The 23,923-nt window shown below is 63.9% G+C and carries 20 protein-coding genes; 8 read left to right on the top strand and 12 right to left on the bottom strand.

Annotated elements, in window-relative coordinates; genetic code table 11:
• Positions 1 to 149: 149 nt before the first annotated feature.
• The 5 genes from ACREP4_RS08160 to ACREP4_RS08180 all read right to left on the bottom strand — a co-directional run bounded on the left by ACREP4_RS08160 (position 150) and on the right by ACREP4_RS08180 (position 8,220).
• Entirely contained in the window at positions 150 to 3,005 is a 2,856-nt protein-coding gene (locus tag ACREP4_RS08160; RefSeq protein WP_431595673.1) for a TonB-dependent receptor, read from the bottom strand.
• Between the two features lie 236 nt (positions 3,006 to 3,241).
• On the bottom strand, positions 3,242 to 4,549 hold the full coding sequence (locus tag ACREP4_RS08165) for an ABC transporter permease (protein ID WP_431595674.1): 1,308 nt from the start codon (positions 4,547 to 4,549) through the stop codon (positions 3,242 to 3,244).
• Positions 4,550 to 4,559: 10 nt separating this feature from the next.
• Entirely contained in the window at positions 4,560 to 5,720 is a 1,161-nt protein-coding gene (locus tag ACREP4_RS08170) for an ABC transporter permease (protein WP_431595675.1), read from the bottom strand.
• A 10-nt stretch (positions 5,721 to 5,730) separates the two neighbouring features.
• The gene (locus ACREP4_RS08175; protein WP_431595676.1) at positions 5,731 to 6,417 is read right to left on the bottom strand and encodes an ABC transporter ATP-binding protein; all 687 of its coding nucleotides are present in this window, start codon (positions 6,415 to 6,417) and stop codon (positions 5,731 to 5,733) included.
• 549 nt (positions 6,418 to 6,966) lie between these two features.
• Positions 6,967 to 8,220 (bottom strand): efflux RND transporter periplasmic adaptor subunit, encoded by a 1,254-nt coding sequence (locus ACREP4_RS08180; RefSeq protein ID WP_431595677.1) that lies wholly within the window; start codon positions 8,218 to 8,220, stop codon positions 6,967 to 6,969.
• 203 nt (positions 8,221 to 8,423) lie between these two features.
• Between ACREP4_RS08180 and ACREP4_RS08185 the strand changes: the two genes are divergently transcribed.
• The 4 genes from ACREP4_RS08185 to ACREP4_RS08200 are packed head-to-tail and all read left to right on the top strand — an operon-like array spanning position 8,424 to position 11,973.
• Positions 8,424 to 9,344: an ABC transporter ATP-binding protein gene (locus ACREP4_RS08185; protein ID WP_431595763.1), complete on the top strand. Its 921-nt coding sequence runs from the start codon at positions 8,424 to 8,426 to the stop codon at positions 9,342 to 9,344.
• Positions 9,344 to 10,135: an ABC transporter permease gene (locus tag ACREP4_RS08190; RefSeq protein WP_431595678.1), complete on the top strand. Its 792-nt coding sequence runs from the start codon at positions 9,344 to 9,346 to the stop codon at positions 10,133 to 10,135. The genes ACREP4_RS08185 and ACREP4_RS08190 overlap by 1 nt, the downstream gene beginning before the upstream one ends.
• A 39-nt stretch (positions 10,136 to 10,174) precedes the next feature.
• Positions 10,175 to 11,374 (top strand): sensor histidine kinase, encoded by a 1,200-nt coding sequence (locus ACREP4_RS08195; protein WP_431595679.1) that lies wholly within the window; start codon positions 10,175 to 10,177, stop codon positions 11,372 to 11,374.
• A complete protein-coding gene (locus ACREP4_RS08200; RefSeq protein ID WP_431595680.1) occupies positions 11,371 to 11,973 on the top strand; it encodes a response regulator transcription factor in 603 nt (200 codons plus the stop codon). Before ACREP4_RS08195 ends, ACREP4_RS08200 begins: the two co-directional genes overlap by 4 nt.
• 120 nt (positions 11,974 to 12,093) lie before the next feature.
• Here ACREP4_RS08200 and ACREP4_RS08205 read toward each other — a convergent pair whose 3' ends face one another.
• The 7 genes from ACREP4_RS08205 to ACREP4_RS08235 form a co-directional block, all read right to left on the bottom strand.
• Positions 12,094 to 13,464 (bottom strand): leucyl aminopeptidase family protein, encoded by a 1,371-nt coding sequence (locus ACREP4_RS08205; protein WP_431595681.1) that lies wholly within the window; start codon positions 13,462 to 13,464, stop codon positions 12,094 to 12,096.
• 34 nt (positions 13,465 to 13,498) lie between these two features.
• On the bottom strand, positions 13,499 to 14,206 hold the full coding sequence (locus ACREP4_RS08210; RefSeq protein WP_431595682.1) for an HAD family hydrolase: 708 nt from the start codon (positions 14,204 to 14,206) through the stop codon (positions 13,499 to 13,501).
• Positions 14,207 to 14,275: 69 nt separating this feature from the next.
• The gene (locus ACREP4_RS08215; RefSeq protein WP_431595683.1) at positions 14,276 to 15,373 is read right to left on the bottom strand and encodes an AI-2E family transporter; all 1,098 of its coding nucleotides are present in this window, start codon (positions 15,371 to 15,373) and stop codon (positions 14,276 to 14,278) included.
• Between the two features lie 45 nt (positions 15,374 to 15,418).
• Complete coding sequence (locus ACREP4_RS08220; RefSeq protein ID WP_431595684.1) at positions 15,419 to 15,850, bottom strand: protein sip-5; 432 nt, start codon at positions 15,848 to 15,850, stop codon at positions 15,419 to 15,421.
• Positions 15,847 to 16,329 (bottom strand): phage holin family protein, encoded by a 483-nt coding sequence (locus ACREP4_RS08225; RefSeq protein WP_431595685.1) that lies wholly within the window; start codon positions 16,327 to 16,329, stop codon positions 15,847 to 15,849. Before ACREP4_RS08225 ends, ACREP4_RS08220 begins: the two co-directional genes overlap by 4 nt.
• Before the next feature lie 5 nt (positions 16,330 to 16,334).
• Positions 16,335 to 16,694, bottom strand: coding sequence for a hypothetical protein (locus tag ACREP4_RS08230; RefSeq protein WP_431595686.1), 360 nt, complete (start codon positions 16,692 to 16,694; stop codon positions 16,335 to 16,337).
• Between the two features lie 176 nt (positions 16,695 to 16,870).
• Positions 16,871 to 18,298 (bottom strand): Do family serine endopeptidase, encoded by a 1,428-nt coding sequence (locus ACREP4_RS08235; RefSeq protein ID WP_431595687.1) that lies wholly within the window; start codon positions 18,296 to 18,298, stop codon positions 16,871 to 16,873.
• A 461-nt stretch (positions 18,299 to 18,759) separates the two neighbouring features.
• On the opposite strand from ACREP4_RS08235, the gene ACREP4_RS08240 reads away from it, so the two are divergent.
• The 4 genes from ACREP4_RS08240 (at position 18,760) to ACREP4_RS08255 (ending at position 23,722) form a co-directional block, all read left to right on the top strand.
• Positions 18,760 to 20,910: an adenosylcobalamin-dependent ribonucleoside-diphosphate reductase gene (locus ACREP4_RS08240; protein ID WP_431595688.1), complete on the top strand. Its 2,151-nt coding sequence runs from the start codon at positions 18,760 to 18,762 to the stop codon at positions 20,908 to 20,910.
• Between the two features lie 146 nt (positions 20,911 to 21,056).
• Complete coding sequence (locus ACREP4_RS08245) at positions 21,057 to 21,995, top strand: histone (protein WP_431595689.1); 939 nt, start codon at positions 21,057 to 21,059, stop codon at positions 21,993 to 21,995.
• A gap of 79 nt (positions 21,996 to 22,074) precedes the next feature.
• Positions 22,075 to 22,860: an NrdJb gene (locus tag ACREP4_RS08250; protein WP_431595690.1), complete on the top strand. Its 786-nt coding sequence runs from the start codon at positions 22,075 to 22,077 to the stop codon at positions 22,858 to 22,860.
• A gap of 190 nt (positions 22,861 to 23,050) precedes the next feature.
• Positions 23,051 to 23,722 (top strand): hypothetical protein, encoded by a 672-nt coding sequence (locus ACREP4_RS08255; RefSeq protein WP_431595691.1) that lies wholly within the window; start codon positions 23,051 to 23,053, stop codon positions 23,720 to 23,722.
• The last annotated feature ends 201 nt before the right edge of the window (positions 23,723 to 23,923 follow it).

The following is a 23,923-nucleotide window of genomic DNA, read 5'->3' on the forward strand; positions in this document are numbered from 1 at the left end:
TGCCTTCTCATGGAAGGGCGTGCGGTGGGTGATGAGGGCGGTTGCTGTGAAAGCGCTGCCCTCACCCCAACCCCTCTCCCGCAGGCGGGAGAGGGGCTTTGAGTCATGCAATCACGACACGCTGAATCAGTGCCGTTGCTGCTTCTGGATCAGAAGCGCTGCTGGTACTTCATGTACATGAAACGACCGATGTCGAAGCCACCGTAGTAGGTGAAGCTGCTGTTCGGCTGGCTGTACATGATCGGGCCTTCGTGCTTGAACACGTTGTTGACGCCCAGCGACACGGTGCCGTCCCACGGCAGGGCATAACGCACCTGCAGGTCGTGGAAGGTGTTGGAGCCCAGCTTGCGGCTCGGCTGCATGTCCGTGTATGCCGACTGGAAGTTCGGCAGGTTGCACTCCGGGCCGCCATCCAGATCGTACGAGCACTTCTCCTTCATGCTGGAGGTGTAACGGGTGGTCCAGCTCGCGCCGAAGTTGCCGTTCTGCCAATCCAGCGTGAGGTTGGAGCGCACGCGGAAGTTGCCTTCCCAGCCGGTGAGCTGCTCGACCGGCGTGGTGTCCACGTTGTCGCTCTTGCGCGACAGGTAGTCCACGTACGTGGTGTTCCAGCGCAGCGACAGCTGGCCGAACGCCATTTCCGGGAGACGGTAACGCACGCCGAGATCGTAGCCAGCCGTTTCCTGGTAGCCGGCGTTGTTCAACGAACGGTTCATGCCGCTGACCTGGCCCTTATCGCTGCCGGAGCTGTAGCGGGTGAAGCGGTCGCAGGCCGAGGCGATGTTCTGCACGTAGCACTGGTTGAGGATGTCGGTGGCCGACTCGCCAACGATCACGTTGTCGATGCGGATCTTCCACCAGTCCAGGCTCAGGTCCAGGCCGGAGACGAAGTCCGGGCTGTAGACCAGGCCCACGGTCCACGTCTTGGCGGTTTCCGGCTTCAGCGCGGCGTTGGAGCCGGAGGTGAAGTCGGTGACGGCCTGAACGCCGGAGGTGGTGGCCAGTTCGCCGTCGCCGGTCTTCTGGCGGAAGTCGGCACCCAGGCCGGCAGCGGCACAGCGTGCAGCCACTTCGCTGTTGCGTGCGGCTGCGCCGAAGGAGCGGTCACACGGATCGGTGATGCGGTCACGCGTGGTGACGGTGCCGCCGTACAGATCGTCGACGGTCGGCGCACGGAAACCGGTGCCGTAGGTGGCGCGGACCAACAGTTCGTCCACCGGCTTCCACTTCAGGCCGAACTTGCCGTTGGTGGTGCCGCCGAAGTTGTTGTAATCCGAATAGCGGCCCGCCAGGTCCAGCGACAGTTCGCGGACCATCGGCAGGTCGGCCAGCAACGGCACCTGCAGCTCCAGGTAGACCTCGTCCAGCTTGTAGTCGCCGCGGGTCGGCTTGCCGCTGGTGCCGGCGATCTGGCCGTTCTGCACCATCATGTCCGGCGTGTAGCTGGCTTCTTCGCTGCGGTGCTCAACGCCCATCGCGGCCATGATGTCGCCGGCCGGCAGGCTTGCCAGCGAACCGGAGATGTTGGCGCTGACCACCTTGGTGGTGCTGCGGATATCGTCGACGAAGCTCTTGAACAGGTAGTCGCGCACGGCACGGTCGCCGCTGAGCGAGCCGGTGCTGTTGCTGCCCGACGGCGCCAGCGGATTCCACGGCACGCAGCCTTCGATCACGTTGCCGACGCTGCCGCAACGGGCCACGCCATTGGCATCCATGAAGGACGGGCCGACCGCGAGATCGACATTCGGCTGGTACATGCTCTGCAACGTACGGCGTTCGCCTTCATTGCGGTTGAACATGTAGCTGACGTTCCAGTCCCAGAAGTGCGAACCGGTTTCGAAGCTGCCTTCCAGTCCCAGGCTGGCGCGCTTGGTGGTCAGGCTGTTGTTGGTCGCACGCGGATACTCCTCGGTGCGATGCGAGAAGCGGACGTCCTGGTTCCAGTGGTTGAACATGCTGTCTGCCGACAACGGCGCACGTGCGCCGCTGGTGACCTGTGCGGCGGACACCGAATACGGATAACCGGCCAGCTGCTTGCCCGACTCACGCTCGCTGTACAGCACGTCAGCAACCACGCGCAGGTTGTCGGTGATCTGGAAGCCACCATTGGCGAAGGCCGACTTGCGCTCCAGCGAAGAGAGCAACGTCATGTTGGTCTTGGTGTTGGCGTAGTTGGCCGGGTCGAGCGGCTTGAAGTTTTCCACCTTGGACGGATCGCCGCCCGGGCCGACGCTGAGCGTCTTGCCGCCGACGGTGACCGAGCCCCATTCGGTGGTGCCATTCAGGCCCTCACTGGGGTGGTACGGGCCGTTCGGATACGCGGTGAATTCACGCGCGCCGCCCAGTACCGGATCTTCCTTCGACTTCTCGGCGCCGACGCTGAACCAGCCGCGGTCAAAGGTCTTGCCGTAGTTGGCGCTGTAGGAACGCTTCTGGCCGTCACCTTCGCTGTACTGGCCGACATAGGCGCTGGCGTTGCCACCATCGAAATTCTTGCGGGTGATCACGTTGATCACGCCGGCAATGGCATCGGAGCCGTACAGCGCCGAGGCACCGTCGGTCAGCACTTCAACGCGCTCGACGATGGCCGAGGGAATCGAGCCGACGTCGGAGTAACCGCCCGCGCTCACGCCCATGCGGCGGCCGTCGATCAGCACCAGGGTGCGTTCCGGGCCGAGGTTGCGCAGGCTGACGAACATGCCGCCGTAATCGCGGCCCGAGGACAGTGCCGAGGCGCGGCTCAGCGACGGTGCGCCGGCAGCGGTGACATCCTGCAGGATGTCGGCAACGTTGACGTAGCCCTTCTTCTCGATTTCCGCACGGCTCAGCGCGATCACCGGCTGTGCGGTTTCGACATTGGCCTGGCGGATACGCGAACCGGTGATCTCGACACGGTCCAGCGTGGTGGTGGAATCGTTGGCGTCTTGTGCGAACGCGGTGATGCTGCAGCTGCTGGCCAACGCGAGGGTGATCGCGGAGCACAGCGGGGAGGACTTCAAAGACATCTCTTTCGACTTTCCTTTGTAGCTACTACGAAAAAAGCGCCCTTGTGGGGCGCTGTGACAGATGCATCACCGTTGGGGGAGGGACGCAGCATCCGCCATCACAGCTTCGCTGGCCGCCGGGACTTGGGCGGGCGGGCATGATGGCCCAATTGGATGGGGGCGTGAAGCGGTACTTTCGGTTAGCCCACCTGCAACGATGCAGGTGGGCCATCCATGCGGCGACAGACTTTGCCGACTCAGGTTTCTCGCAGCGCGGTGGTGATCGGCAAGCGTGCGGCACGCAATGCCGGGAACAAGCCGCCGACCAGGCCGATTCCCAATGCCCACTTCAAGCCACTCCACAGCAACGGTGGCGAAACCTTGAACTGGAACACCACCTGGCTGAAGTTGTTACCCAGCGTGGACACGGTGAAATTGTTGAACGCCAACCACGCGATCACGCCGCCAAGCAGGCCGCCAAGCAAGGCCAGCAACATGGTTTCCAGCATCACCGCGGTCACCACCGGCACACCGCGAAAACCAATGGCGCGCAGCGTGGCGATTTCCCGCGCACGCGTGGCCACGGCGGCATACATGGTGTTGAGTGCGCCAAACACCGCGCCGACCGCCATGATCGCGCCGATCACCGTGCCCAGCACCTTCAGCAGTTTGTTCAAACCGCCGCCTTGCTTGCGGTAGTACTCAGCGGTGGTTTCCACGTCCAGCTTCAAGCGCGGGTCCGCCGCGACTGCCGCCTTGAACGCGTCGAAACCGGCCTTGCCGTCGGTGCGCACATTGATCGACTGCCAGGCACTGCGGTTGTAGGTGGTGGCCAAGGTCTGCGCGTCGGTCCACAACTCCGATTCGTGCGCGTCGCCGGATTCAAAAATGCCGACCACGGTCCACGCCTGATTGCCGAGGGTGAGCGTGTTGCCCACGTCCAATCCCTGGAACTGTTTCTGCGCGCCACGCCCGGCCACGATCTCGCGCAGGCCGGTACCGAACTTGCGGCCTTCGACGATGCGCACTTTGTCGTGCACCGCCCACGCCTGCTCGCCGACACCACGGAACTGCGCGTTGACGTCGGTGCCATCGCCGCGTGAGGTCAGGTTGACCACCTGCGAGACTTCGGCCGAAACCAACGGCCGGCCGTTCTCGCCGCGTGCCACGCCGGGCAGCGTTTCCAGCAGCGGCACCTGCTCGCGGGTAATGACCGAGTTGGTCTCGGCCTGCGAACCGCCACGCAACACGATGGCGGTGCTGTCATCGCCAGTGCTTTCCAGCGTGGCCTGGAAGCCCTGGCCCATCGCCAGCATCGCCACCAGCACGCCGACCACGCCGGCAATGCCGATCACGATCACCGACGAGGCGCCCCAGCGTTGCGGCAGGCTGGCAAGACCAATGCGCGTGGCCGCCAACGCCAGGCGGCCGCTGCGGGTGAGCAGCAGCCACAGCGCGATGACCAACACCACCGCCGCCACGCCGATCCACGGCAACGCGATCCAGATGCCCAGGCCAACCGCCAACAACACGATCACCAGCGCGTTTGAAAGAAAATTCTTCATGTCGTTCTCCTCAGCGCCCGGCCAGTGCGTCGACGATCTTCAGGCGTTTGGCACGCAGTGCCGGCAACACGCCCACCACCAGCCCGATCACCACGATCAGCAGCAAGCCCATGATCCACGTCTGCGTCGGCACATTCGGCGGCAGCAGGCCCATGGTGTTTGGCGCCATCACCGGCAAGGCCACCGCCGCCAGACCCAGGCCGATTGCGCCACCGAGGCCGACCAGCAATACCGCTTCCACCATCACCAGCATCAACACCGTGCCGTCCTTGAAGCCCAGCGTTTTCAGCGTGGCGAGTTCAGGCACGCGCTCGCGCACCGCTTGCGCCATCGTGTTGCCGGTAAGCAGCAGCAGGGTGAAGAACACCGCGCCCATGATCGAAGTGACGATCATGCCGATGTCGGCGAACTGCTTGATGAAAGCCTGCTGGAACGCCGATTCAGTCTGGCTCTTGGTCTCGTGATCGGAGTTGGCCGAGATGGCGTCGATGGCCTGCGCCACGCGCGAAGCATGATCGGGGTTGTCCAGCCGCACGGTATACCAGCTGACCTGGTTCTTGATGTAGTCGTTGGATTCGTCGAAGTACTTCCAGTTCATCATCAACTGTCGTTCTTCGTTGGCAGCGGTGGCGGTGTTCTTCGATTTGAAGATGCCGACCAGCTGCAGCGGCCAATCGTTGCTGCCACCACGCGGAAAGATGGTGGCCTGCAGCGGAATGGTATCGCCGATCTTCCAGCCAAACTGCGTGGCCAACGCTTCACCCACCACGGCGCCGGTGCGCGTGTTGCGGAACGCTTCCACCTGCTCTTTGGGGATGTCGAACTCGGTCATCAGGTCGAAGTAGTTCGGTGCCACCGAGAAGTTGGGGAAGAAATTCTTCGGATCCTTGTAGATGCCGCCAAACCACATCGCGTAGGTGACATCGCTGACGCCTTCGACCTGGCGGATCTGTGATTCCAACCGGATCGGAATGGTCTGGGTAATGGACAGGCGCGAACCCACCACCAGCCGGTTGGCGCCGGCCACGGTATTGCCGCCGCTGGCAAACGCCACGCGCACCGAGTCGAGCATGCCGAACAGCAGGAACGCGGTGACCACCGACAACAAGGTGAACAAGGTGCGCGTGCGGCTGCGGAACAGCTGCGCCCATATCAATGAAAAGTACTTCATGGCGTACTCCTCAGTGCACCGGGGCGTCGACCAGCTCGCCCTTGTCCAGATGCACGGTGTGGGTGGCGTACTCGGCGGCCTTGGGATCGTGGGTGACCATGATGATGGTCTTGCCGTGTTCGCGATTGAGCAGCTGCAGCAGGCCCAGCACTTCTTCGGCACTCTGGCGGTCAAGGTCGCCGGTGGGCTCGTCGCAGATCAGGAAGGTGGGGTCGGAAACGATGGCACGGGCAATAGCCACGCGCTGCTGCTGGCCGCCGGACAATTCATTGGGGCGGTGATCGCGGCGGTCGGCCAGGCCAACCAGGGTCAATGCGATCTGCGCACGGCGTTTGCGTTCGCTGGCATTGAGGTTGGTGAGCAGCAGTGGAAGTTCCACGTTCTTCTGCGCGGTGAGCATCGGCATCAGGTTGTAGAACTGGAACACGAAGCCAACGTGATGACTACGCCAGGTGGACAGCTGGCCGGCACCGAGCTGATCGATGCGTTGGTCTTCAATATTGATCTCACCGGCGGTGGGCGTATCCAGCCCGCCGATAAGATTGAGCAGGGTGGTTTTGCCGGAGCCGGAGGGGCCCATCAAGGCAACAAAGTCACCGCGGGTGATATCCAGGTCGATGCCATGCAGCACCTGCACTTTTTCCGGGCCGCGCTGGTAGGTCTTGGTGATGTTACGCAGTGAGACGAGGGTACTCATGGGTGGTCCTCAGCGGTGAAGTGGATGTGTCCGGTGCTGCGTTGACGGTAGTTGCAGTTGCGGTTGCTGTTGCAGTTGCTGTGGCTTTTGCATTGGCTGTGGGCTTTGCGCTGGCTTTTGCTTCGCCCCCTCTCCCGTTCACGGGAGAGGGCTGGGGTGAGGGCAGTTGTTGCTTCTGCTTCTTTCTTGCTTTTGACGTACGGGTTTCCTTCCGCAGTGGACCTGGAGCGCGCAGCGCGGAAGGCGCGTAGGTGGAGGGGCACGGTACGTCAACGGCAACTGCTGCCCTCACCCCAGCCCTCTCCCGTGAACGGGAGAGGGGGCAAAGCTGGAGCAAAAGCCAAAAGCCAAAAGCCAAAGCAAAAGAAAAAGCCACAGCAAAAATCCACAGCAAAAATCCACAGCAAAAAGCCACAGCAAAAAGCCACAGCAAAAGCCACAGCCACAGCCAAAGCCACAGCCAAAGCCAAAGCAGCTACATCTTTTCCAACCTTCCCTGCGCTCAACACACAGGAAGGAGAAACGACGCAAAGGTCACACCAAGCGCGTTTACTTCTTTGCGCCTTCCACTGCCACCTTGTCGCCGTCCTTCAATTCCTCCGATGGGTTGATGACCACCGTCTGCCCGGCGCTCAGGCCCGACACCACTTGCTTGTCCTTGGCCATCGTCTGGCCCACTTCGAGCGGCTGCAGTTTCACCTTGTCGTCGGCCTGCAGTACGAAGGCCACTGGCTTGCCGTCGCGCTGCACGATGGCCGTTGCCGGTACGCGCACGCCCTTGGGTGCTTCGCTGCCAGCCGGTGCTGCCTTCTCCAGGAAGCTCACACGCACGCCCATCTCCGGCACGATGCGCGGATCTTTCACGCCCAGTGCGACGCGCACTTTCACCGTGGCCTTGCCGCGATCAGCAGTGGGGATGATGGCGATCACCTCGCCGGGGATCTTCCAATCCGGGTAGGCGTTGAGCACGGTTTCCACGGCCATCTTCGGTTGCACGCGGCCGATGAAGGCTTCGCCGACTTCCACTTCCACTTCCAGCGAATCCATGTCGACGATGGTGCCGATACCGGTGCGAGTGAAGCCACCGCCGGCCGACAGTGGCGACACGATCTCACCCGGCTGCGCCGCCTTGGCAGTGACCACGCCGGAGAACGGCGCACGCACGATGTTGTTGTCCACGCCCAGGTCGGCGATGGACAGCGCGTCCTGCGCCACCTTGGCGTTGTGTTGGGCGGTCAGCAGCTGTGCACGCAGGCTGTCGCGTGCGGCCACCGCTTGATCGTATTGCGAACGTGACACCAGTTGCTGGCCGACCAATGCCTGCAGCCGCGATGCCTCGGCCTCGGTCTGCCGCAGTTGCGCCTGCAAGCCGCCAATCTGACTGCGCGCGGCATCCAGTTGCGCGGCGTTGAGGCTGCGCTGGGCGTTGGCGTCGATGGGGTCGAGCGTGGCCATCACCTGGCCTTCTTCCACGCGCATGCCTTCCTCGATCATCACCTCGCGCACCTTGCCGGTGATCTTGGCCGACACCGTGGCCATGCGCCGGGCGACCACGTAGCCGCTGGCGTCCAGCACCGCGCTGCTGCTCGCGCCAGCCTGGCTCATGGCGACGACGGGCGCGGTTTCCACGGTGATGGCCGGTTTGCCGCCGGACATGGCACCAATGCCCAGCACCAACAGCAATGCCAGGATCAGGCCCAGCACCACCCACAACCAGCGGCGCGATGAAGACGGGCCACGCGGCGGCGGGGCGGCCGAGCGATCGATGCGGAGTTCTTTCAGCAATTCAGCAGATGCATTCATGTGGACAAGGACGGCGCGTGGTGGGAAATGTGACCGAAGGTACCGCAAACCTGTTCTGCAAATGGTCAGCGACGGCACCGATCATAGGCACCGCCCTGCCGGCGCGCAGGTGACGGGTGTCACCCACTTCGCCTGACCGCCATGACTGCCGGCCGCACCGGCGGCGCACTACCTTGGCGCCATTCCCCGAGGAGGTGGCGGCGATGGTGCAGGGCAACGAAGTACTGGCCAGTCTGCGTGGCGTGCATAAGCGCTACGGCACGCTTGCCGCGCTCGATGGTGTGGATCTGGATCTGCATGCGGGTCAGGTGATGGCGCTGCTCGGCCCCAACGGTGCCGGCAAGACCACCACCATCAGCCTGCTGCTGGGCCTGCTGCAAGCCGATGCCGGACAGGTGCAGCTGTTCGGTCACGATCCACAACGGTTGGATGCGCGCCGCAACATCGGCGTGATGCTGCAGCACGCCGAACTGCCGCCCACGTTGAAGGTGGGCGAGCTGTTGCTGCTGACCGCCAGTTACTACCCGGCGCCACGTCCGCTGGAAGAAAGTGCAGGCATGGCCGGCATCGACGACCTGCTGCAGCGTCCCTACGGCAAGCTCTCCGGCGGCCAGCAGCGGCGCGTGCAGTTTGCGCTCGCGCTGTGTGGACGGCCGCGTCTGTTGTTCCTCGACGAACCCACCGTCGGTCTGGATCTGCCTGCACGTCAGCGCTTGTGGGCGACCGTGCGCCGCCTGGTGGGCGAGGGCACCGGCGTGGTGCTGACCACGCATTATCTGGAAGAGGCCGATCATCTGGCCGACCGCGTCTGCGTGATGCTGCGCGGCCGCGTCATCAGTGACGGCAGTGTTGACGCCTTGCGCGCGCAGGTGGCCAACCGGGTGATCCGCTGCCACAGCGTGCTGGACGTTGCCGAGATCGCGGGCTGGCCTGGCGTGCATCAGGTGGATCGCGACGGCGCGCGGCTGCAGCTGAGCAGCAATCAAGTGGAAGCCGTGGTGCGGCGTCTGCTGGATGCCGATCCGCTGCTGTCCGCATTGGAAGTACAGCCGGCCGGCCTCGGTGAAGCCTTCACCGCGCTGACCGATGATCGCTCCCCCACCGACCAGCGCGAGGCCGCCTGATGAACACGCTTACCCCTCTGCAAGCGGCGCGCGTGACCACGACGATGACCGGCCGGCGCGTGCTCGGCGCCTACCTGCAGGAGATCCGCGCCGAATGCCTGCGCTACCTGCGCAGCCCCTCGTTCATGCTGCCGTCGATGCTGTTCCCGGCAGTGTTCTATCTGATGTTCGCGGTGGTGCTGGGAGCGCGTCAGTCCGCCGATGCGCCGCGCTACTTATTGGCCGCGTATGCGACGTTCGGCGTGATGGGGCCGGGGTTGTTCGGCTTTGGTGTGTCGCTGGCGATGGAGCGCGAAAACGGTCTGCTCACGCTCAAGCGCGCCTTGCCGATGCCGCCGGCCGCCTACCTGATCGGCAAGATGGTCATGGCCGTGTTGACGGCGCTGGTCATCGTGCTGTTGTTGCAGACGCTGGCCATCCAGGTAGCAGGCGTGTCGCTGACGCTGCTGCAGATGCTGCACCTCGCCGTGATCTGCACGTTCGGTGCATTGCCTTTCTGTGCGCTGGGCCTGCTGCTGGGCACGCTGGTCAAGGGCAACGGCGCGCCGGCGGTGGTGAATCTGTTGTACCTGCCGATGGCCTTCCTGTCTGGCCTGTGGTTTCCGCTGTCGATGATGCCGGGGTTTCTGCAGCAGCTGGCGCCGGTCTGGCCCAGCTATCACCTGAACATGCTGGCCCAGGCCGCGGTTGGCTTCGACACCGGCAGCGCGTGGCCGCATGTGCTGTGGCTGGGTGTGTTCACCGTGGTGGTCTGCGCCGTGGCCGCGCGCCGGTTGCGCCGTCATGGGTGATGGCATCATGGGCGGCATTGGAACTGGGATTCTCCGTCGATGAGCCTGCACTTCCCCGCCTGGCTGAAGCCGGCACCGGACTCGGTGGTCGCCGACAACATCAAGCTCGGTAAGTGGGCGTGGCTGGATGCGGTGCACCTGTTGTGGACGATCTGGGTGTTCATCACGCCGATGTTTGGTGGCGGCTACACCCTGCGCTGGACGCTGATCACGTTGTGGTCGTACCCCTTGTTCATTCTGTTGTACGCAGCGACGTTGCTGACACCGCGTCGCACTGCACCGATCTTCGCGTTGGCGATGATCGTGTTGTCGCTGGCGTTGCTGCATGTGTATCCGTCGGGCATCAACTACTTCATCTTTGGCTGCGTGATGCTGCGGACGAACCGCGGCATCAGTACCCTCCAGTACCTGATCGAAGTGTCCTTGTTGAACGTGGCCTTCGTGATGCTGGCAACGTGGATCGGCTACCCGTGGCAGACCATTGTCTGGGTGCCAGTGCTGTCGGCGATCATTGGCTTGATCGTCAACGTGGAGCGCGCCAGCAGTGAAAAGGACGCCGCGTTGCGGTTGTCGCATGAAGAAGTGCGGCGGCTGGCCGCCACCGCCGAGCGCGAGCGGATTGGTCGTGATCTGCACGATCTGCTCGGCCACACGTTGTCGCTGATCACCTTGAAGATGGAGTTGTCGCGCAAGTTGTTCGAGCGCGACCCGGAACGTTCCAAGCGGGAGTTGTCCGAAGCCGAACAGATTGCGCGTGACGCGCTGGCGCAGGTACGCAGTGCCGTGACCGGCTTCCGCGCGGCCGATCTCGCGGCCGAGTTGGCGTCGGCGCATCTGTTGTTGGAATCCTCCCGCGTGCACCTGCGTTACAGCCCACCGCCGCCGATGCCGGCGTGGATCGAAGCCGGGCTTGCGATGGTGCTGCGCGAGGCAGCAACCAACATCGCGCGCCACGCGCAGGCCAACGAGGCGATGATCGCCATCGAAAGCGATGCCGCGGCCGTGCAGTTGGAAGTGGTGGACGATGGGCGTGGCGGGGTTTCTGCCAATGGCAATGGATTGGCCGGCATGCGCGAGCGCGTGGCGGCACTGGGAGGTACGTTGCAGATTGAATCACCGCGCGGGCAAGGCACGCGCTTGAAGGTACGCATCCCGGTGCTGCAGCCGACCGCCGCAAATGGTGCTGCAGTGGCAGCAGCAACATCGGCCTGCGGTATGGCCAACGAGGCGCGCGCATGATCCGCATTCTGTTGGCCGAAGACCAGGCGATGGTGCGCGGCGCGCTGTCGGCGTTGCTCAATCTGGAAACCGATCTGGATGTGGTCGGCACCGCAGCCGATGGCGAAGCCGCATGGCGTGAGCTGCAACGGCTCACGCCCGACGTGCTGGTCACCGATATTGAAATGCCCGGCCTGACCGGGCTGGAATTGGCGCAGCGCGTGCAGCGTCATCAGCTGCCGATAAAGGTGGTGATCGTCACCACGTTTGCGCGCAGCGGCTTCCTGCGGCGCGCGCTGGATGCCGGCGTGCAGGGCTATCTATTGAAGGATTCGCCGGCGGAGAAGCTGGCCGAGGCCTTGCGCCAGGTGCAACGCGGCGGTCGCGCGATTGATCCACAACTGGCGATGGAAGCCTGGTCCGAAGCCGACCCGCTCAACGACCGCGAGCGACAAGTGCTGCGGCTTGCGGGCGAAGGACGTTCGGCCAATGAGATCGCCGAACAGCTCGGTCTCTCGCACGGCACCGTGCGCAATTACCTGTCCGAATGCATCGGCAAGCTCGGCGTGGTCAATCGCATCGAAGCGTATCGGCTGGCGCGGCAGAAGGGCTGGCTGTAGTCCGTAGGCGCGGCTTCAGCCGCTCCTACAACGAGCGTGATGCATGATTGCTTCCCTTCTCCCGCGAGCGGGAGAAGGTGCCCCGTAGGGGCGGATGAGGGGCTTCAGCGCGCTGCGGACTTACGCGGCGTAGCGCGCCTTCAACATCGCCCAGGCCGAACGCAGCGCCAAGGCTTCGCCACCGGCCGGGCGGCCCGGGCGTTCGCCGTCGTTCCACGCGTAGACATCCAGATGTGCCCACACCTGGCCGTCGTCGATGAAGCGCTCCAGGTACAGCGCCGCGCTGACTGCACCGGCCATGCGCGAGCCGGAATTGGCCAGGTCGGCAATGCCGCTGTTGAGGTAACGCAGGTACGGGCGCCACAACGGCATGCGCCACAGCGGGTCGCGGGTGGCGTCGCCGGCCTGCAGCCACTGGTTGGCCAGCACGTCGTTGTTGGAGAACAGCGCCGGCAGATCCGGGCCCAGCGCGATGCGCGCAGCGCCGGTGAGCGTGGCGAAATCAATGATCGCTTCCGGCTTCTGCTCGCTGGCGTAGGTCAGTGCGTCGCACAGGATCAAACGGCCTTCGGCGTCGGTGTTGTCGATCTCCACCGTGATGCCCTTGCGCGTGGTGATCACTTCACCCGGGCGGAACGCATCCGGGCCGACCGCGTTTTCCACCGCCGGCACGATCAGCGTCAAACGCACCGGTAACTGCTGCGCCATCACCAGGCCGGCCAGTGCGATCGCGTGCGCCGCGCCGCCCATGTCCTTCTTCATGTTGCGCATGCCGTCGGCCGGCTTCAGGTCCAGGCCGCCGGTGTCGAAGCACACGCCCTTGCCGACCAGCGCCAGATGCGGCGCGTCTTCCTTGCCCCAGCGCAGCACGATCAAACGCGGCGCGCGGTGCGATGCACGGCCGACGGCGTGGATGGTCGGGAAATTCAGTTCCAGCAGTTCGTCACCGGCAATCACTTCCAGTGCGCCGCCGTGGGCGTCGGCCAGTTCGCGTGCGGCGTCTTCCAGCTGCTGCGGGCCCATGTCTTCGGTGGGCGTGTTGACCCAGTCGCGCACGCGCAGGCAGGCGGTGACCACGTCCAGCACTTCCTGCGACGGGCTGGCCAGCAGCTGTGCCGGTGCGCGCGCGGGTTTGCGATAGCGGGCGAAACGGTAGCTGCCCAGGCCCCAACCCAGTTGCAGGTTGCTGGCGCTGATCGGGTCCAGCGGGTTGGCGACCTTCCATGTGGTGCCAGCCGGCAGCGCGAACGGTGCATGCGCATAGGCGTAGGCATCGGCCGCGTCACCCACGCCGACCACCGCGCCGGCAATGCCGTCGGCACCCGGCAGCAGTGCAACCGTGGTGTGCGCGGCGGTGAACTGCTGCGCGGCCAGCCAGGCCTGCACGTTGGCCGGCTGCTGTGCGTTCCACGCGGCAAAGCCGTCGCGGTCCAGGACGTACAGCGGCAGGGCGTGGGTGGCGTGGGAGGTGAAACCGTTGAGGGGCGTCATGATCTGCATCTCGTATCTGAAAGTGGCCGTTGGCTCAGCGCTGCGCCGATGCGTTGGCATCGAGCCAGTCGGCCAATCCGGTCAGGGTGTCGAACTGCAGGTCAGGCTGCAGTGCGTCGTTGGTCCATGTGTGTGATTCGCGGTTGATCCAGCAACCGCGCAGGCCCGCGCGCATTGCGCCGGCCACATCCATTTCGGCATGGTCGCCCACATGCAGCACTTGCGCGTGTTCAACGCCAAGGCGTTCGCAGGCCGCGTGGAAAATGCCCGGGTCCGGCTTGGCCGCACCAAATTCGCGCGAGCCCAATTGGAAGGCGAACAGCTCGCCGATGCCAATGCGCTGCAGGTCGGCATTGCCGTTGCTTACCGCCGCCACCGGCACGCGCGCGGCGATGCGGCGCAATGCGTGCAGTGCATCCGGGTAGAACTCCACCTGGTTGCGCGCGGCATAGAACGCCTCATACGCCGGCTCCAGCAGGTCGCTGCTGGCCCCGCTGTTTTCCAGCGCTTCGGCCAGCGTCAAGCGGCGCAGCGCGCTGAGGTCGTAATGCAGGTGCGGGTTGTCGCGGAACGAGCGTTCGCGCAGTTCACGCATGGCCGCCACCGGGTACATCGTCGCGGTGGCGGGGCTGTGCTCGAGCATCCAGTCGTGCAACACCTGGTCAATGCGGGCGCCGATGGGCGCGAATGGCCAGAGTGTGTCGTCCAGGTCGAGGGTGATGGCTAGGACAGGAAAATTCACCGGGGCATTTTACGCCAAGCCGCCGTTGGCCGTCGGCGCGTGCCGGTGACCAAGGTGAACGGCGCCGGCTTATTCCAGCAGTTTGGCCCAGCCGTGCATGCCGTCCAGGCGGCTCAGCACCAGCTTGATGCAGACCAGCAGCGGCACTGCCAGCAGCAGGCCGACCATGCCCCACAGCCAGCCGAACAACATCAACGCCAGGATCAGCATCAACGGCGATATCGCCATGCTGCGGCCAAGGACGATAGGCGTGATCAATTGGCCCTCCAGTGTGTGCAGGGCCAGGTAGCACAGCGCCGGCAAGGTGGCGGTGAGTGGATCACGGAACTCCACAAAACCCACCAGCAGCATCAGCAGGATGCCGATCAACGGCCCCACATACGGCGCGAAATTCAGCAGTGCCGCGACGGTGCCCCACAACAGGGCGTCGGGCAGGTCGATACCCAGCAGCAACAGCACGCCGACCAGCACCAGCCCGAGCGCGGTGTTGATCACGGTGATGGTCAATACATAGCGCGAGATCTCACGTTCCATCGAACGCAGGATCTCGGTGGTGAAGCGTTTCTGCTGGCGATTGGGGATCAGCGCAATCACATTCCGCTGCAGGCTGTCGCCATAAATCATGAAGAACAGCGTCAGCAGCACCACCGCCAATACCGACGCCGCCAGCTTGGGCGTGCGTACCAGCGCTTTATAGGGATCGTCGAGCTGGGTGCGGACGACCTGCACCTTGCGGTTGCCTTCGCCACCGGCGGCGCGGGCAAAACTCTCGGCAGCCAGGTTGGCTTGCTGCATCGGTTTGACCAGCGCCTGCACCTGACGCGATATCTGCCGCATCTGCTGCGGCGCCTGCTGCACCCATTCGGTGGCCGGGCCGGCCAGTTGCACGGCCAGCACGCCGGAGGCGCTCAAGCCGCCCAGCACCACCAGCAGCGCGGCCAGCAGGCGCGGCAGGTGCAGCTTCTGCAGCACGCGGATGATGGGGTTGCCGACCAGCGCGAAGAACATCGCCAGCAGCACCGGCAGGATCACGCTCTGCGCGGCCCACAGCGTGTAACCCACGGCCAGCGTGGCCAATACCACCAGCGCCATTGGCGCGCGCGGACGCGGCGGCAGCGGTGTGGCTTCGCTGGTTGAGGGGGGTATTTCAGGCAGCGGCGAGGACATGCGGAAGGTGCCCCGGATGACGGAAGGCGCGTTGCCGCGCCGTGCTCAGGATTCTGACAGTTCCGTCGCCGCTTCCGCAGCGCGGGGCGGCTGGGAGTTGGCGGGCTCCGCGTTGCGTTGCGGTGCCGGCGCGGCGTCGGCCGCTTGCTCGGCCTCATTGGCAGCGTCGCCGGCCGCATCCGCGGCCATGCTCGCAGCGGCGGCGGCAAATGAAGCCACCGACGCCTGCGCCGAGGCGACCAGCCCGGACACCGAGCCGATCATCTGCAGCCAGCGGCCGCCACTGAACGCGCCGCCCGGTTCCAGCTTGCCGGCCAGGAAGCCGCCGGCCAGCCCGGCGATGACGATGCGCCCCGGCGTCCACGCACTGCGCCACACGCTGTTGAGCGCGTCCCATTGCTGGGTGGTTTCCTCGCTGCGGACCTGCACCACGGCTTCGGCACGGCGCACACGACGTTGCAGGGTGTCGAAGTTCATGGCGTTTTCCTTTCGGGAACCTTTACGTCGGCGTCCGGATCTTCCGCACCGGGCTCGTCAAACAGGCCCAGCCGCGACAACTGCCGGCGGGTGGCGTGCATGCCGGTGTGGTGGAAGAAGTAGGACACCCGCCAGACCGCGTAACCGGTGATGGCCAGGCTGGTCACCGTGGTGATCAGCAGCGCGACGAACAATGACAGGCCGATGTACTGCAGAAAGGCGATCAGCGTGGCTGCCAACAGCAGCCACGCCGACGCACCAAACACGATGGCCACGCCGCTCCAGGCCAACGCCCGGCCGAACGCGCTGCGGGCCAGTGCAATATCGGCCGAGGCCAAGCGCCGCAGCGAGCGCAGCGTGTGGCTGGCCGAATCCAGCGTCTGCCGGCCAGCGGCGCCAACCTGGCGGATGCTTTCCTCCAGCCCCGGCGCGGTGCCCGGGGTGGAGTCGTCTGCGGGCGGTGTCGCGTTTTCGCTCACGCCGATCAGTCGTTGCTGCGGGCGAGCTTGGCGATGATCCAGCCGGCCGCGAAGGCCACACCGAACGATGCCAGCGGACGCTCACGGATAAGCTCGGCGGCGCTGTCGATCAGGTCCTTGCTCTTGTCCATCAGTGCGTCCACCTGCTCCTTGGCGGCAGCGCCGGAGAGTTCGGCGGCGGCCAGGCCGGACAGCGCGCTGTCGGACAACTCAGCCTTCAGGTTGGCCTTGCCCAGGCGCAGTTCATCGGCAGCGGCACCGCTGGCGCCCTTGACGGCACTGCTGGCAGCGGAGGCGGCAGACTTCAAATGCGCGCCAGCCTCGCCCAGATGTTCCTTCATGTTGTCGGTGTTGGTGGGGCTCATCGTGATCTCCAGGTTTCAACTAAAGGCGCCGCTGTGCGACGCGCGGGTTACAGCAGGAACGACACAAATAGCAGTTGTCGGGTGTAAGGAACGTTAGAGCGTGTTCACCGCGACGACACAACTGCAGCAACGTCTGCCTGAAAAAAGCGCATGAACGCGTTGCGGCGCGCGCTGCATCATCGCATCACCAACTGGCCACGGGCGTTGCCGCGCAGGATGTTCAACACCAGTTGCTGCGGGCGCGGGCTGAAACTTGCGCGCCAGCTGGCCAGGTCGGTGAACTGCCCGCTGCTGGCGGCCAGAATCACATCGCCACTGGCCAAACCCGATTGCGCCGCGCGGCTGCCGCGTGCCACATCGTTGACCAGCACGCCATTGAGACCAGCCTGACGCAGCGATTCGGGCAGGTCGGCAAACGTCGCGCCGCCCAGGCGTGGATCCAGCGCGTCGCCGCTGACTGCGCGCGGCTGTTCCTTCAACGTCGCCTTGAGCTGCAGCGGCTTGCCATCGCGGCGCACGTCCAGATCAACGCTGCGGCCCACGGTGGAGAGGCCTTCGTAGTTGTGCAGCGCCTGCGCGTTGTCCACGCGCTGGCCGTTGATCGCCAACACCACGTCGCCGGCTTTCAGCCCGGCCGTGGCCGCGCCGGAGTCGGCCAGCACGCGGGTAATCAAGGCGCCACGGGTTTCGCTCAGGCCCAGACCGCTGGCCATCTGCGGGGTCAGGTTCTGGGTTTCCACGCCCAGCGTGCCGCGCACCACCACGCCCTTGGTCACCAATTGCTCGACCACGTCGCGCGCAAGGTTGGAGGGAATGGCCAGGCCCAGGCCGATGTTGCCGGCCATGCTGCCCTGCGGGTTGAAGCTGGCGGTGTTGATGCCGACCAGCTGGCCGGACAGATTGACCAGCGCGCCGCCGGAGTTGCCCGGGTTGATCGAGGCATCGGTCTGGATGAAGTTCTGGTAGCCCAGCCCACGGATGCCGCTGCGGCCCACCGCCGAGACGATGCCCGAGGTCACCGTCTGGCTGAAGCCGAACGGATTGCCGATGGCCACCACGAAGTCGCCCACGCGCAACTGGTCGCTGTTGCCCAGCGGCAGCGCGGTGAGCTTTTCAGCCGGGATGCGGATCAACGCGATGTCGGTGTCCGGGTCCGAGCCGATGAACTCGGCCCGTTCCGTGCGGCCGTCGGCCAGGGTCACGCGCACGTCGTCGGCGTTGTCGATGACGTGGTGGTTGGTCAGCACCAGGCCCTTGGCGGCGTCGATGATGACGCCGGAGCCCAGCGACTCGTTGATGCGCTCCTGCGGCACCTGCGGGAACAGGCGGCGGAAGAACGGGTCGTCGAAGAACGGGTTGCGCACCCGCACCACTTGTTTGGTGTTGACGCTGACCACCGCCGGCATGGCTTGTTCCAGCATTGGTGCCAGCGACGGCACCGCCTGGCCGGCGACGGCGGCGGGCAGGGCGGCACTGGTGGGCAGCAGGGCGGAGGCATTGGCGGCCTCGGCGCGGTTGTCCAGATGGGCATTGATGGCACTGGCAGTGAAGCCGCCAAAGGCAGCGGCCAGGGCCAGCGTGAGCAGGGTGGGGAGCGGTCGCATAAGCCGAGAGATTCCATGCAGGGGCGCCGATGGCGGCCGTGGGGCGGGGCGGATTGCTGAACGCGAGTGTGGCCGGTGGCACCTAAATCGACAATGAAATTCTCTGCTGGACCGCATCCTCAAGGCCGGCGCGGCCTGCACGAAATGCAATAGGCGAAATGCAGATTTTTTGTTTGACTTCATCCCGGTGGTGGGTAAGCTGGGCCTCGCCATCACCCACTAGATGTTGGGTTGATGTGAAACATGTCCCCAAGCAGTAGGGTTATCGCTCGGGGTGCAAGCACCCCAACGGAAGGCGTGCAATGACCGCGACAGTGATGCAGAACACCGGCAGTCCCCGGATTCCTCCCATCCCGCCAGCAGGCGCGTAATCACGCGTCTGTGCGTCGTCGTCGTTGCAGCCCGGCCTGCCGGGGAAAAAGTAAATCGCACCGCTTGGTGCCCCAGGAGAATTTCCATCAATGAGTACGGTGCGTCTGGAAGTGGTCAGCAATCAAACCAAGTCGGACCTGATTCCCCTGCAACCTGCCTCGCAGGACATCTGGGAGAAGAAGTACCGCCTGACGACCAAGGCAGGTGAAGCGCTGGATGCCGATATCGACGGCACCTACCAGCGTGTCGCGCGTGCCCTGGCCGATGCCGAAGCCACCGACGAGAAGCGCGCTTACTGGTATGAGCGTTTTGTGTGGGCGCTGCGCCGCGGGGCCATTCCCGCCGGCCGCATCACCTCCAATGCCGGCGCACAGCAGCACAAGCCGGCCACCAGCACCATCAACTGCACCGTGTCGGGCACCATCACCGACTCGATGGACGGCATCCTGGAAAAGGTGCACGAAGCGGGCCTCACGCTGAAGGCCGGCTGCGGTATCGGCTACGAGTTCAGCACCCTGCGTCCGCGCGGTGCGTTCGTTGCCGGCGCCGGTGCGTACACCTCCGGGCCGATGTCCTTCATGGATATCTACGACAAGATGTGCTTCACCGTGTCCTCGGCCGGTGGCCGTCGTGGCGCGCAGATGGGCACCTTCGACGTGTCGCATCCGGACGTGAAGGACTTCATCCGCGCCAAGCGCGAAGACGGCCGCCTGCGTCAGTTCAACCTGTCGCTGCTGATCACCGACGGCTTCATGGACGCGGTCAACACCGACGCCGACTGGCAGCTGGTGTTCCCGATCAACACCAAGGAACAGGCCGAGGTCGACCAGAACGCCAAGGACCTGGTCTGGCGCGAATGGCCGACCCACGAAAACTACATCGTCCGCGACGACGGCCTGGTGGCCTGCAAGGTGTACGGCCACATCCGTGCCCGTCACCTGTGGGACATGATCATGGTGTCCACCTATGACTATGCCGAGCCGGGTTTCATCCTGATCGACCGCGTCAACGAGATGAACAACAACTGGTGGTGCGAAAACATCCGCGCCACCAACCCGTGTGGCGAACAGCCGCTGCCGCCGTACGGCGCCTGCCTGCTGGGCTCGGTCAATCTGACCAAGTTCGTGCGCGACCCGTTCACCGACAAGGCCTCGTTCGATTGGGACGAGTACAAGGAAGTGGTGCGCGTGTTCACCCGCATGCTGGACAACGTGGTCGAAGTGAACGGCCTGCCGCTGGAACAGCAGCGCCAGGAAATCATGCGCAAGCGCCGCCACGGCATGGGTTTCCTGGGCCTGGGCAGCACCATGACCATGCTCAAGATGAAGTACGGCTCGGCCCAGTCCTGCGAATTCACCGACGCCATTGCCCGCGACATGGCCGTGGCTGGCTGGGAAACCGGCCTGGAACTGGCCCGCGAAAAGGGCGCCGCGCCGATCATGGACGAAGAGTTCAAGGTCACCGCCGCCATGCTGCGCCAGCGCCCGGAAATGAAGAAGGACGGCTGGAAGCTCGGCCAGAAGATCACCGGCAAGGTGCTGCACGCCCGCTACAGCCGCTACATGCAGCGCGTGGCCACGGTGGCCCCGGAGCTGGTTGCGGAGCTTGCCGAAGTTGGCGCGCGCTTCACCCACCACAGCTCCATCGCCCCGACCGGCACCATCAGCCTGTCGCTGGCCAACAACGCCTCCAACGGCATCGAGCCCTCGTTCGCGCACCACTACAGCCGCAACGTGATCCGCGAAGGCAAAAAGTCCAAGGAGAAGGTGGACGTGTTCTCCTTCGAGCTGCTGGCCTACCGCGCGCTGGTCAACCAGAAGGCGATGCCGTTTGCCGAAGACGCCGACGCGCAGCTGCCGGAGTACTTCATCAGCGCCGACGACATCTCGCCCAAGGAACACGTGGACGTGCAGGCCGCCGCGCAGAAGTGGGTGGACAGCTCCATTTCCAAGACCGCCAACGTACCGACCGACTATCCGTACGAGCAGTTCAAGGACATCTACCGCTACGCCCACGAGCAGGGTTTGAAGGGCTGCACCACGTTCCGCTTCAACCCGGCCGCCTTCCAGGGCGTGCTGGTGAAGGAAGCTGATCTGGAAAACACCACCTACCGCTTCGAGCTGGACGACGGCCAGGTGGTGGAGGTCAAGGGCAACGAACAGATCGAATACGACGGCGAAATGCACACCGCCGCCAACTTGTTCGACGCCCTCAAAGAAGGCTATTACGGCAAGTTCTAAGTGCCCTCATTGCCGCTCCGCAACGCTGCGGAGTGGCATGACGGTGGCTGCGGCCACCGGGTTTTTGTTGTGCGTTTGTTTCCCGTTGCATCCGCTTCGATATAGCATCGCCAGCATTACAGACCGGACGCCCTTAGGAGGGCAACATGAGCAATGGCAATGGTGTAACCGCGACCGTCTCGCAGGTTGCTGAAAACGTGAAAGAAACTGCAACTCACCTGGGCGAAACCATCGCTGCCACTGCGACCGAAGCGGTTGCCGTGGTCAAGACCCGCGCGCGCAAAGTGGAAGCCGGTGCCAAGAAGCAGGTGGCAAAAGTAAAGAAGGCCGTGGTCAAGGCTGAGAAGGTTGTGGCCAAGAAAGCCGCCACCGCCAAGAAGGAAGTGAAGAAGACCGTTTCGTCCGTGCGCAGCAAGCTGGAAGCCGCCAAGGCCAACGCCAAGGCTGAAGCCGCTGAGCTGACCAAGAAGGGCGCTGGCAAGAAGGCCGCGACCAAGAAGGCAATTGCCAAGGTCGAGAAGAAGGCTTCCACCAAGGCTGCTGCTGCCAAGAAGTCGGTCAAGGCGACCGAGAAGAAGCTGGTCAAGGCTGTCAGCAAGAAAGCCGCTGCTGCCAAGAAGTCGGTGAAGGCCGTCGAGAAGAAGGTCGCCAAGGTTGTCGGCAAGAAAGCCGCCGCTGCCAAGAAGTCGGTGAAGGCTGCCGAGAAGAAGGTCGCCAAGGTTGTCGGCAAGAAGACCGCCGCCGCCAAGAAGACGGTGAAGGCAGCGCAGAAGAAGGTTGCCAAGGTCGTCGGCAAGAAGACCGCCACCGCCAAGAAGACGGTGAAGGCTGCACAGAAGAAGGTTGCCAAGGTCATCGGCAAGAAGACCGTCGCCGCCAAAAAGGCAGTGAAGAAGGTCGAGAAGAAAGCTGGCAAGAAGGTCGCCGCCGTCAAGAAGACCGTGAAGACCGCCGAGAAGAAGGTTGCCCGCAAGGCCACCGTCGCCAAGAAGACGGTCGCCAAGAAAGCAGCTTCGGCAAAGAAGACCGTTGCCAAGAAGGCAACCGCAGTAAAGAAGGCCGTCAAAAAGACCGCCCGCAAGTAAGCCGCACCGCGCACCCCGTCCCGTCAGGGCCGGGGTTGCTGCCGCAATCCGTACGCAACGCATAACCAGGACTCGCACCATGGCCGTCAAGATCGACAAGAAAATCAAGGGCTACTCCGTCATCACCGCGGACGACAAAGCCCGTGAAGCAGCTGCAGCGGCCAACGCCGCGCTGGCGGTGGCCCCGGTCGAGTCCCCCGTAGACAACATCGTTCACATGCACGAGCGCATCGAGCGCCCGGAAATGCTGATCGGCAGCACCTACAAGATCAAATCGCCGCTGGTGGAACACGCGTTCTACGTGACCATCAACGACATCGTGCTCAACCAGGACACCGAGCACGAGCTGCGCCGCCCGTTCGAGATCTTCATCAACTCCAAGTCGATGGAGCATTTCCAGTGGATCGTCGCGCTGACCCGCATCATGTCCGCCGTGTTCCGCAAGGGCGGCGACGTCACCTTCATCGTCGATGAGATGAAGGCCGTGTTCGACCCGAAGGGCGGTTACTTCAAGGCCGGTGGCGTGTACATGCCGTCGCTGGTCGCCGAACTCGGCTCCATCGTCGAAGACCACCTCAAGTCCATCGGCCTGCTGCACGACCCGGAAATGAGCGCCCACCAGCGCGCCCTCATCGCCGAGAAGCGCAAGCAGTTTGAAGAGCGCTCAAAAAAAAACAGTGACGTAATTGCAGCGCCCACCGTTTCGCTGAGCGAGGGTGAAGAAGCGCTGGTGATTATCGACAGCGCCGACAACGGCAGCTTCCCGCCCGCCGCCACCATGTGCCATAAGTGCAGCACCAAGGCGCTGGTGATCATGGATGGCTGCCAGACTTGCTTGAATTGTGGGTATAGCAAGTGCGGTTGATGTGAGTCCACAAGAGTGTATAAAGACCCGGCGAAAGCCGGGTTTTTATTTGGGAGCGGAAAGCAGGGGTCAGAATCAGGTTTCCGCTCTGGCCCTTCCTTATTGCGGAAGGCCAGAGGCGGCGCCTCGAAAGCACGAAGCATGAACTGATGCCGATAAGATGGGCCGCATCAGGAATTGGGAGGTGGAGATGAAGGCTGATCGTAGACAGGGATTGTCCTTCGCGGCGTTGGACCAGCGCTTGCGCGATGTGCCGGATGGGCCTGCGGGTGTATTGAACACACCGCGATGGTTGAAGGTGTTGCACATTGTCGCGTTCGCCGGAGCAGTGTTGGGATTGGCGCCGTATTTTCTGGCGAAGTGGTTGGGGCCGGCACAGTGGATGGTCGACGCCGCGAAGAGCGGGCTGATTATTCTTTACGCCGCTGGACTTCCCAGCATTATCAGGAACTGCGGTGTAATGGGTTTGCAGCTCTGGCGCTGGCGGAAGGATCAGGTGCAGCAGCTTGACCACGACCGCACGTACTTTGACCACATGCTGGATTGGCTGGCTGGGTTTTCGGCAACAGAGCTGACTAAGGCTGAACGTGTTGTCCGTCTGCATCTTGGGCAACTAACCGCCAAGATTGGCTTTCTTGCAGGTGGCGTCGAAAGACTCGGTATGCTGCCGGTCTTTGCGTCCATGTTTCTTTTCATCAGCCAATGGAAGGGTCTGCTGGCCATGCCGACATGGCAGGTTGTGCTTGGCGTATTCCTGGTTCTGCTGTACGTCGTCGTGAGCGTTGCCAACCTGATGCGCATCCGCTTGCAGCTCTATCAGGCGTTGTTGCTTGAGGCAGAAAAACGGAATGCGACGGCCTGATGCGGTTTGGGTGGGTAGGAATATGCGAAACAGTGACGTAGCCCGGGTAAGCGCAGCGCACCCGGGGAATCGGTAGTCAACGAAGCCGGGCAGATGCTCGGCTTTTTTGTTCTTGCTGGTAACCATTGGCTTTCATGCAAACAGGCACTTCCCCGTCTCCGCTGTGATCTGCTGCCATTGTGACCATCACGAGGCCCCGGG

The organism is Stenotrophomonas sp. (assembly GCF_050737575.1).
Classification (GTDB): domain Bacteria; phylum Pseudomonadota; class Gammaproteobacteria; order Xanthomonadales; family Xanthomonadaceae; genus Stenotrophomonas.

Bases quoted from the DNA above. Each gene is read 5' to 3' on its own strand.
- ACREP4_RS08245 (WP_431595689.1), top strand. From the start codon at position 21,057: ATGAGCAATGGCAATGGTGTAACCGCGACCGTCTCGCAGGTTGCTGAA.
- ACREP4_RS08235 (WP_431595687.1), bottom strand. From the start codon at position 18,298: ATGCGACCGCTCCCCACCCTGCTCACGCTGGCCCTGGCCGCTGCCTTT.
- ACREP4_RS08240 (WP_431595688.1), top strand. From the start codon at position 18,760: ATGAGTACGGTGCGTCTGGAAGTGGTCAGCAATCAAACCAAGTCGGAC.
- ACREP4_RS08190 (WP_431595678.1), top strand. From the start codon at position 9,344: ATGAACACGCTTACCCCTCTGCAAGCGGCGCGCGTGACCACGACGATG.
- ACREP4_RS08200 (WP_431595680.1), top strand. From the start codon at position 11,371: ATGATCCGCATTCTGTTGGCCGAAGACCAGGCGATGGTGCGCGGCGCG.
- ACREP4_RS08165 (WP_431595674.1), bottom strand. From the start codon at position 4,549: ATGAAGAATTTTCTTTCAAACGCGCTGGTGATCGTGTTGTTGGCGGTT.
- ACREP4_RS08255 (WP_431595691.1), top strand. From the start codon at position 23,051: ATGAAGGCTGATCGTAGACAGGGATTGTCCTTCGCGGCGTTGGACCAG.
- ACREP4_RS08170 (WP_431595675.1), bottom strand. From the start codon at position 5,720: ATGAAGTACTTTTCATTGATATGGGCGCAGCTGTTCCGCAGCCGCACG.
- ACREP4_RS08160 (WP_431595673.1), bottom strand. From the start codon at position 3,005: ATGTCTTTGAAGTCCTCCCCGCTGTGCTCCGCGATCACCCTCGCGTTG.
- ACREP4_RS08195 (WP_431595679.1), top strand. From the start codon at position 10,175: ATGAGCCTGCACTTCCCCGCCTGGCTGAAGCCGGCACCGGACTCGGTG.
- ACREP4_RS08230 (WP_431595686.1), bottom strand. From the start codon at position 16,694: ATGAGCCCCACCAACACCGACAACATGAAGGAACATCTGGGCGAGGCT.
- ACREP4_RS08215 (WP_431595683.1), bottom strand. From the start codon at position 15,373: ATGTCCTCGCCGCTGCCTGAAATACCCCCCTCAACCAGCGAAGCCACA.
- ACREP4_RS08205 (WP_431595681.1), bottom strand. From the start codon at position 13,464: ATGACGCCCCTCAACGGTTTCACCTCCCACGCCACCCACGCCCTGCCG.
- ACREP4_RS08185 (WP_431595763.1), top strand. From the start codon at position 8,424: ATGGTGCAGGGCAACGAAGTACTGGCCAGTCTGCGTGGCGTGCATAAG.
- ACREP4_RS08180 (WP_431595677.1), bottom strand. From the start codon at position 8,220: ATGAATGCATCTGCTGAATTGCTGAAAGAACTCCGCATCGATCGCTCG.
- ACREP4_RS08250 (WP_431595690.1), top strand. From the start codon at position 22,075: ATGGCCGTCAAGATCGACAAGAAAATCAAGGGCTACTCCGTCATCACC.
- ACREP4_RS08220 (WP_431595684.1), bottom strand. From the start codon at position 15,850: ATGAACTTCGACACCCTGCAACGTCGTGTGCGCCGTGCCGAAGCCGTG.
- ACREP4_RS08175 (WP_431595676.1), bottom strand. From the start codon at position 6,417: ATGAGTACCCTCGTCTCACTGCGTAACATCACCAAGACCTACCAGCGC.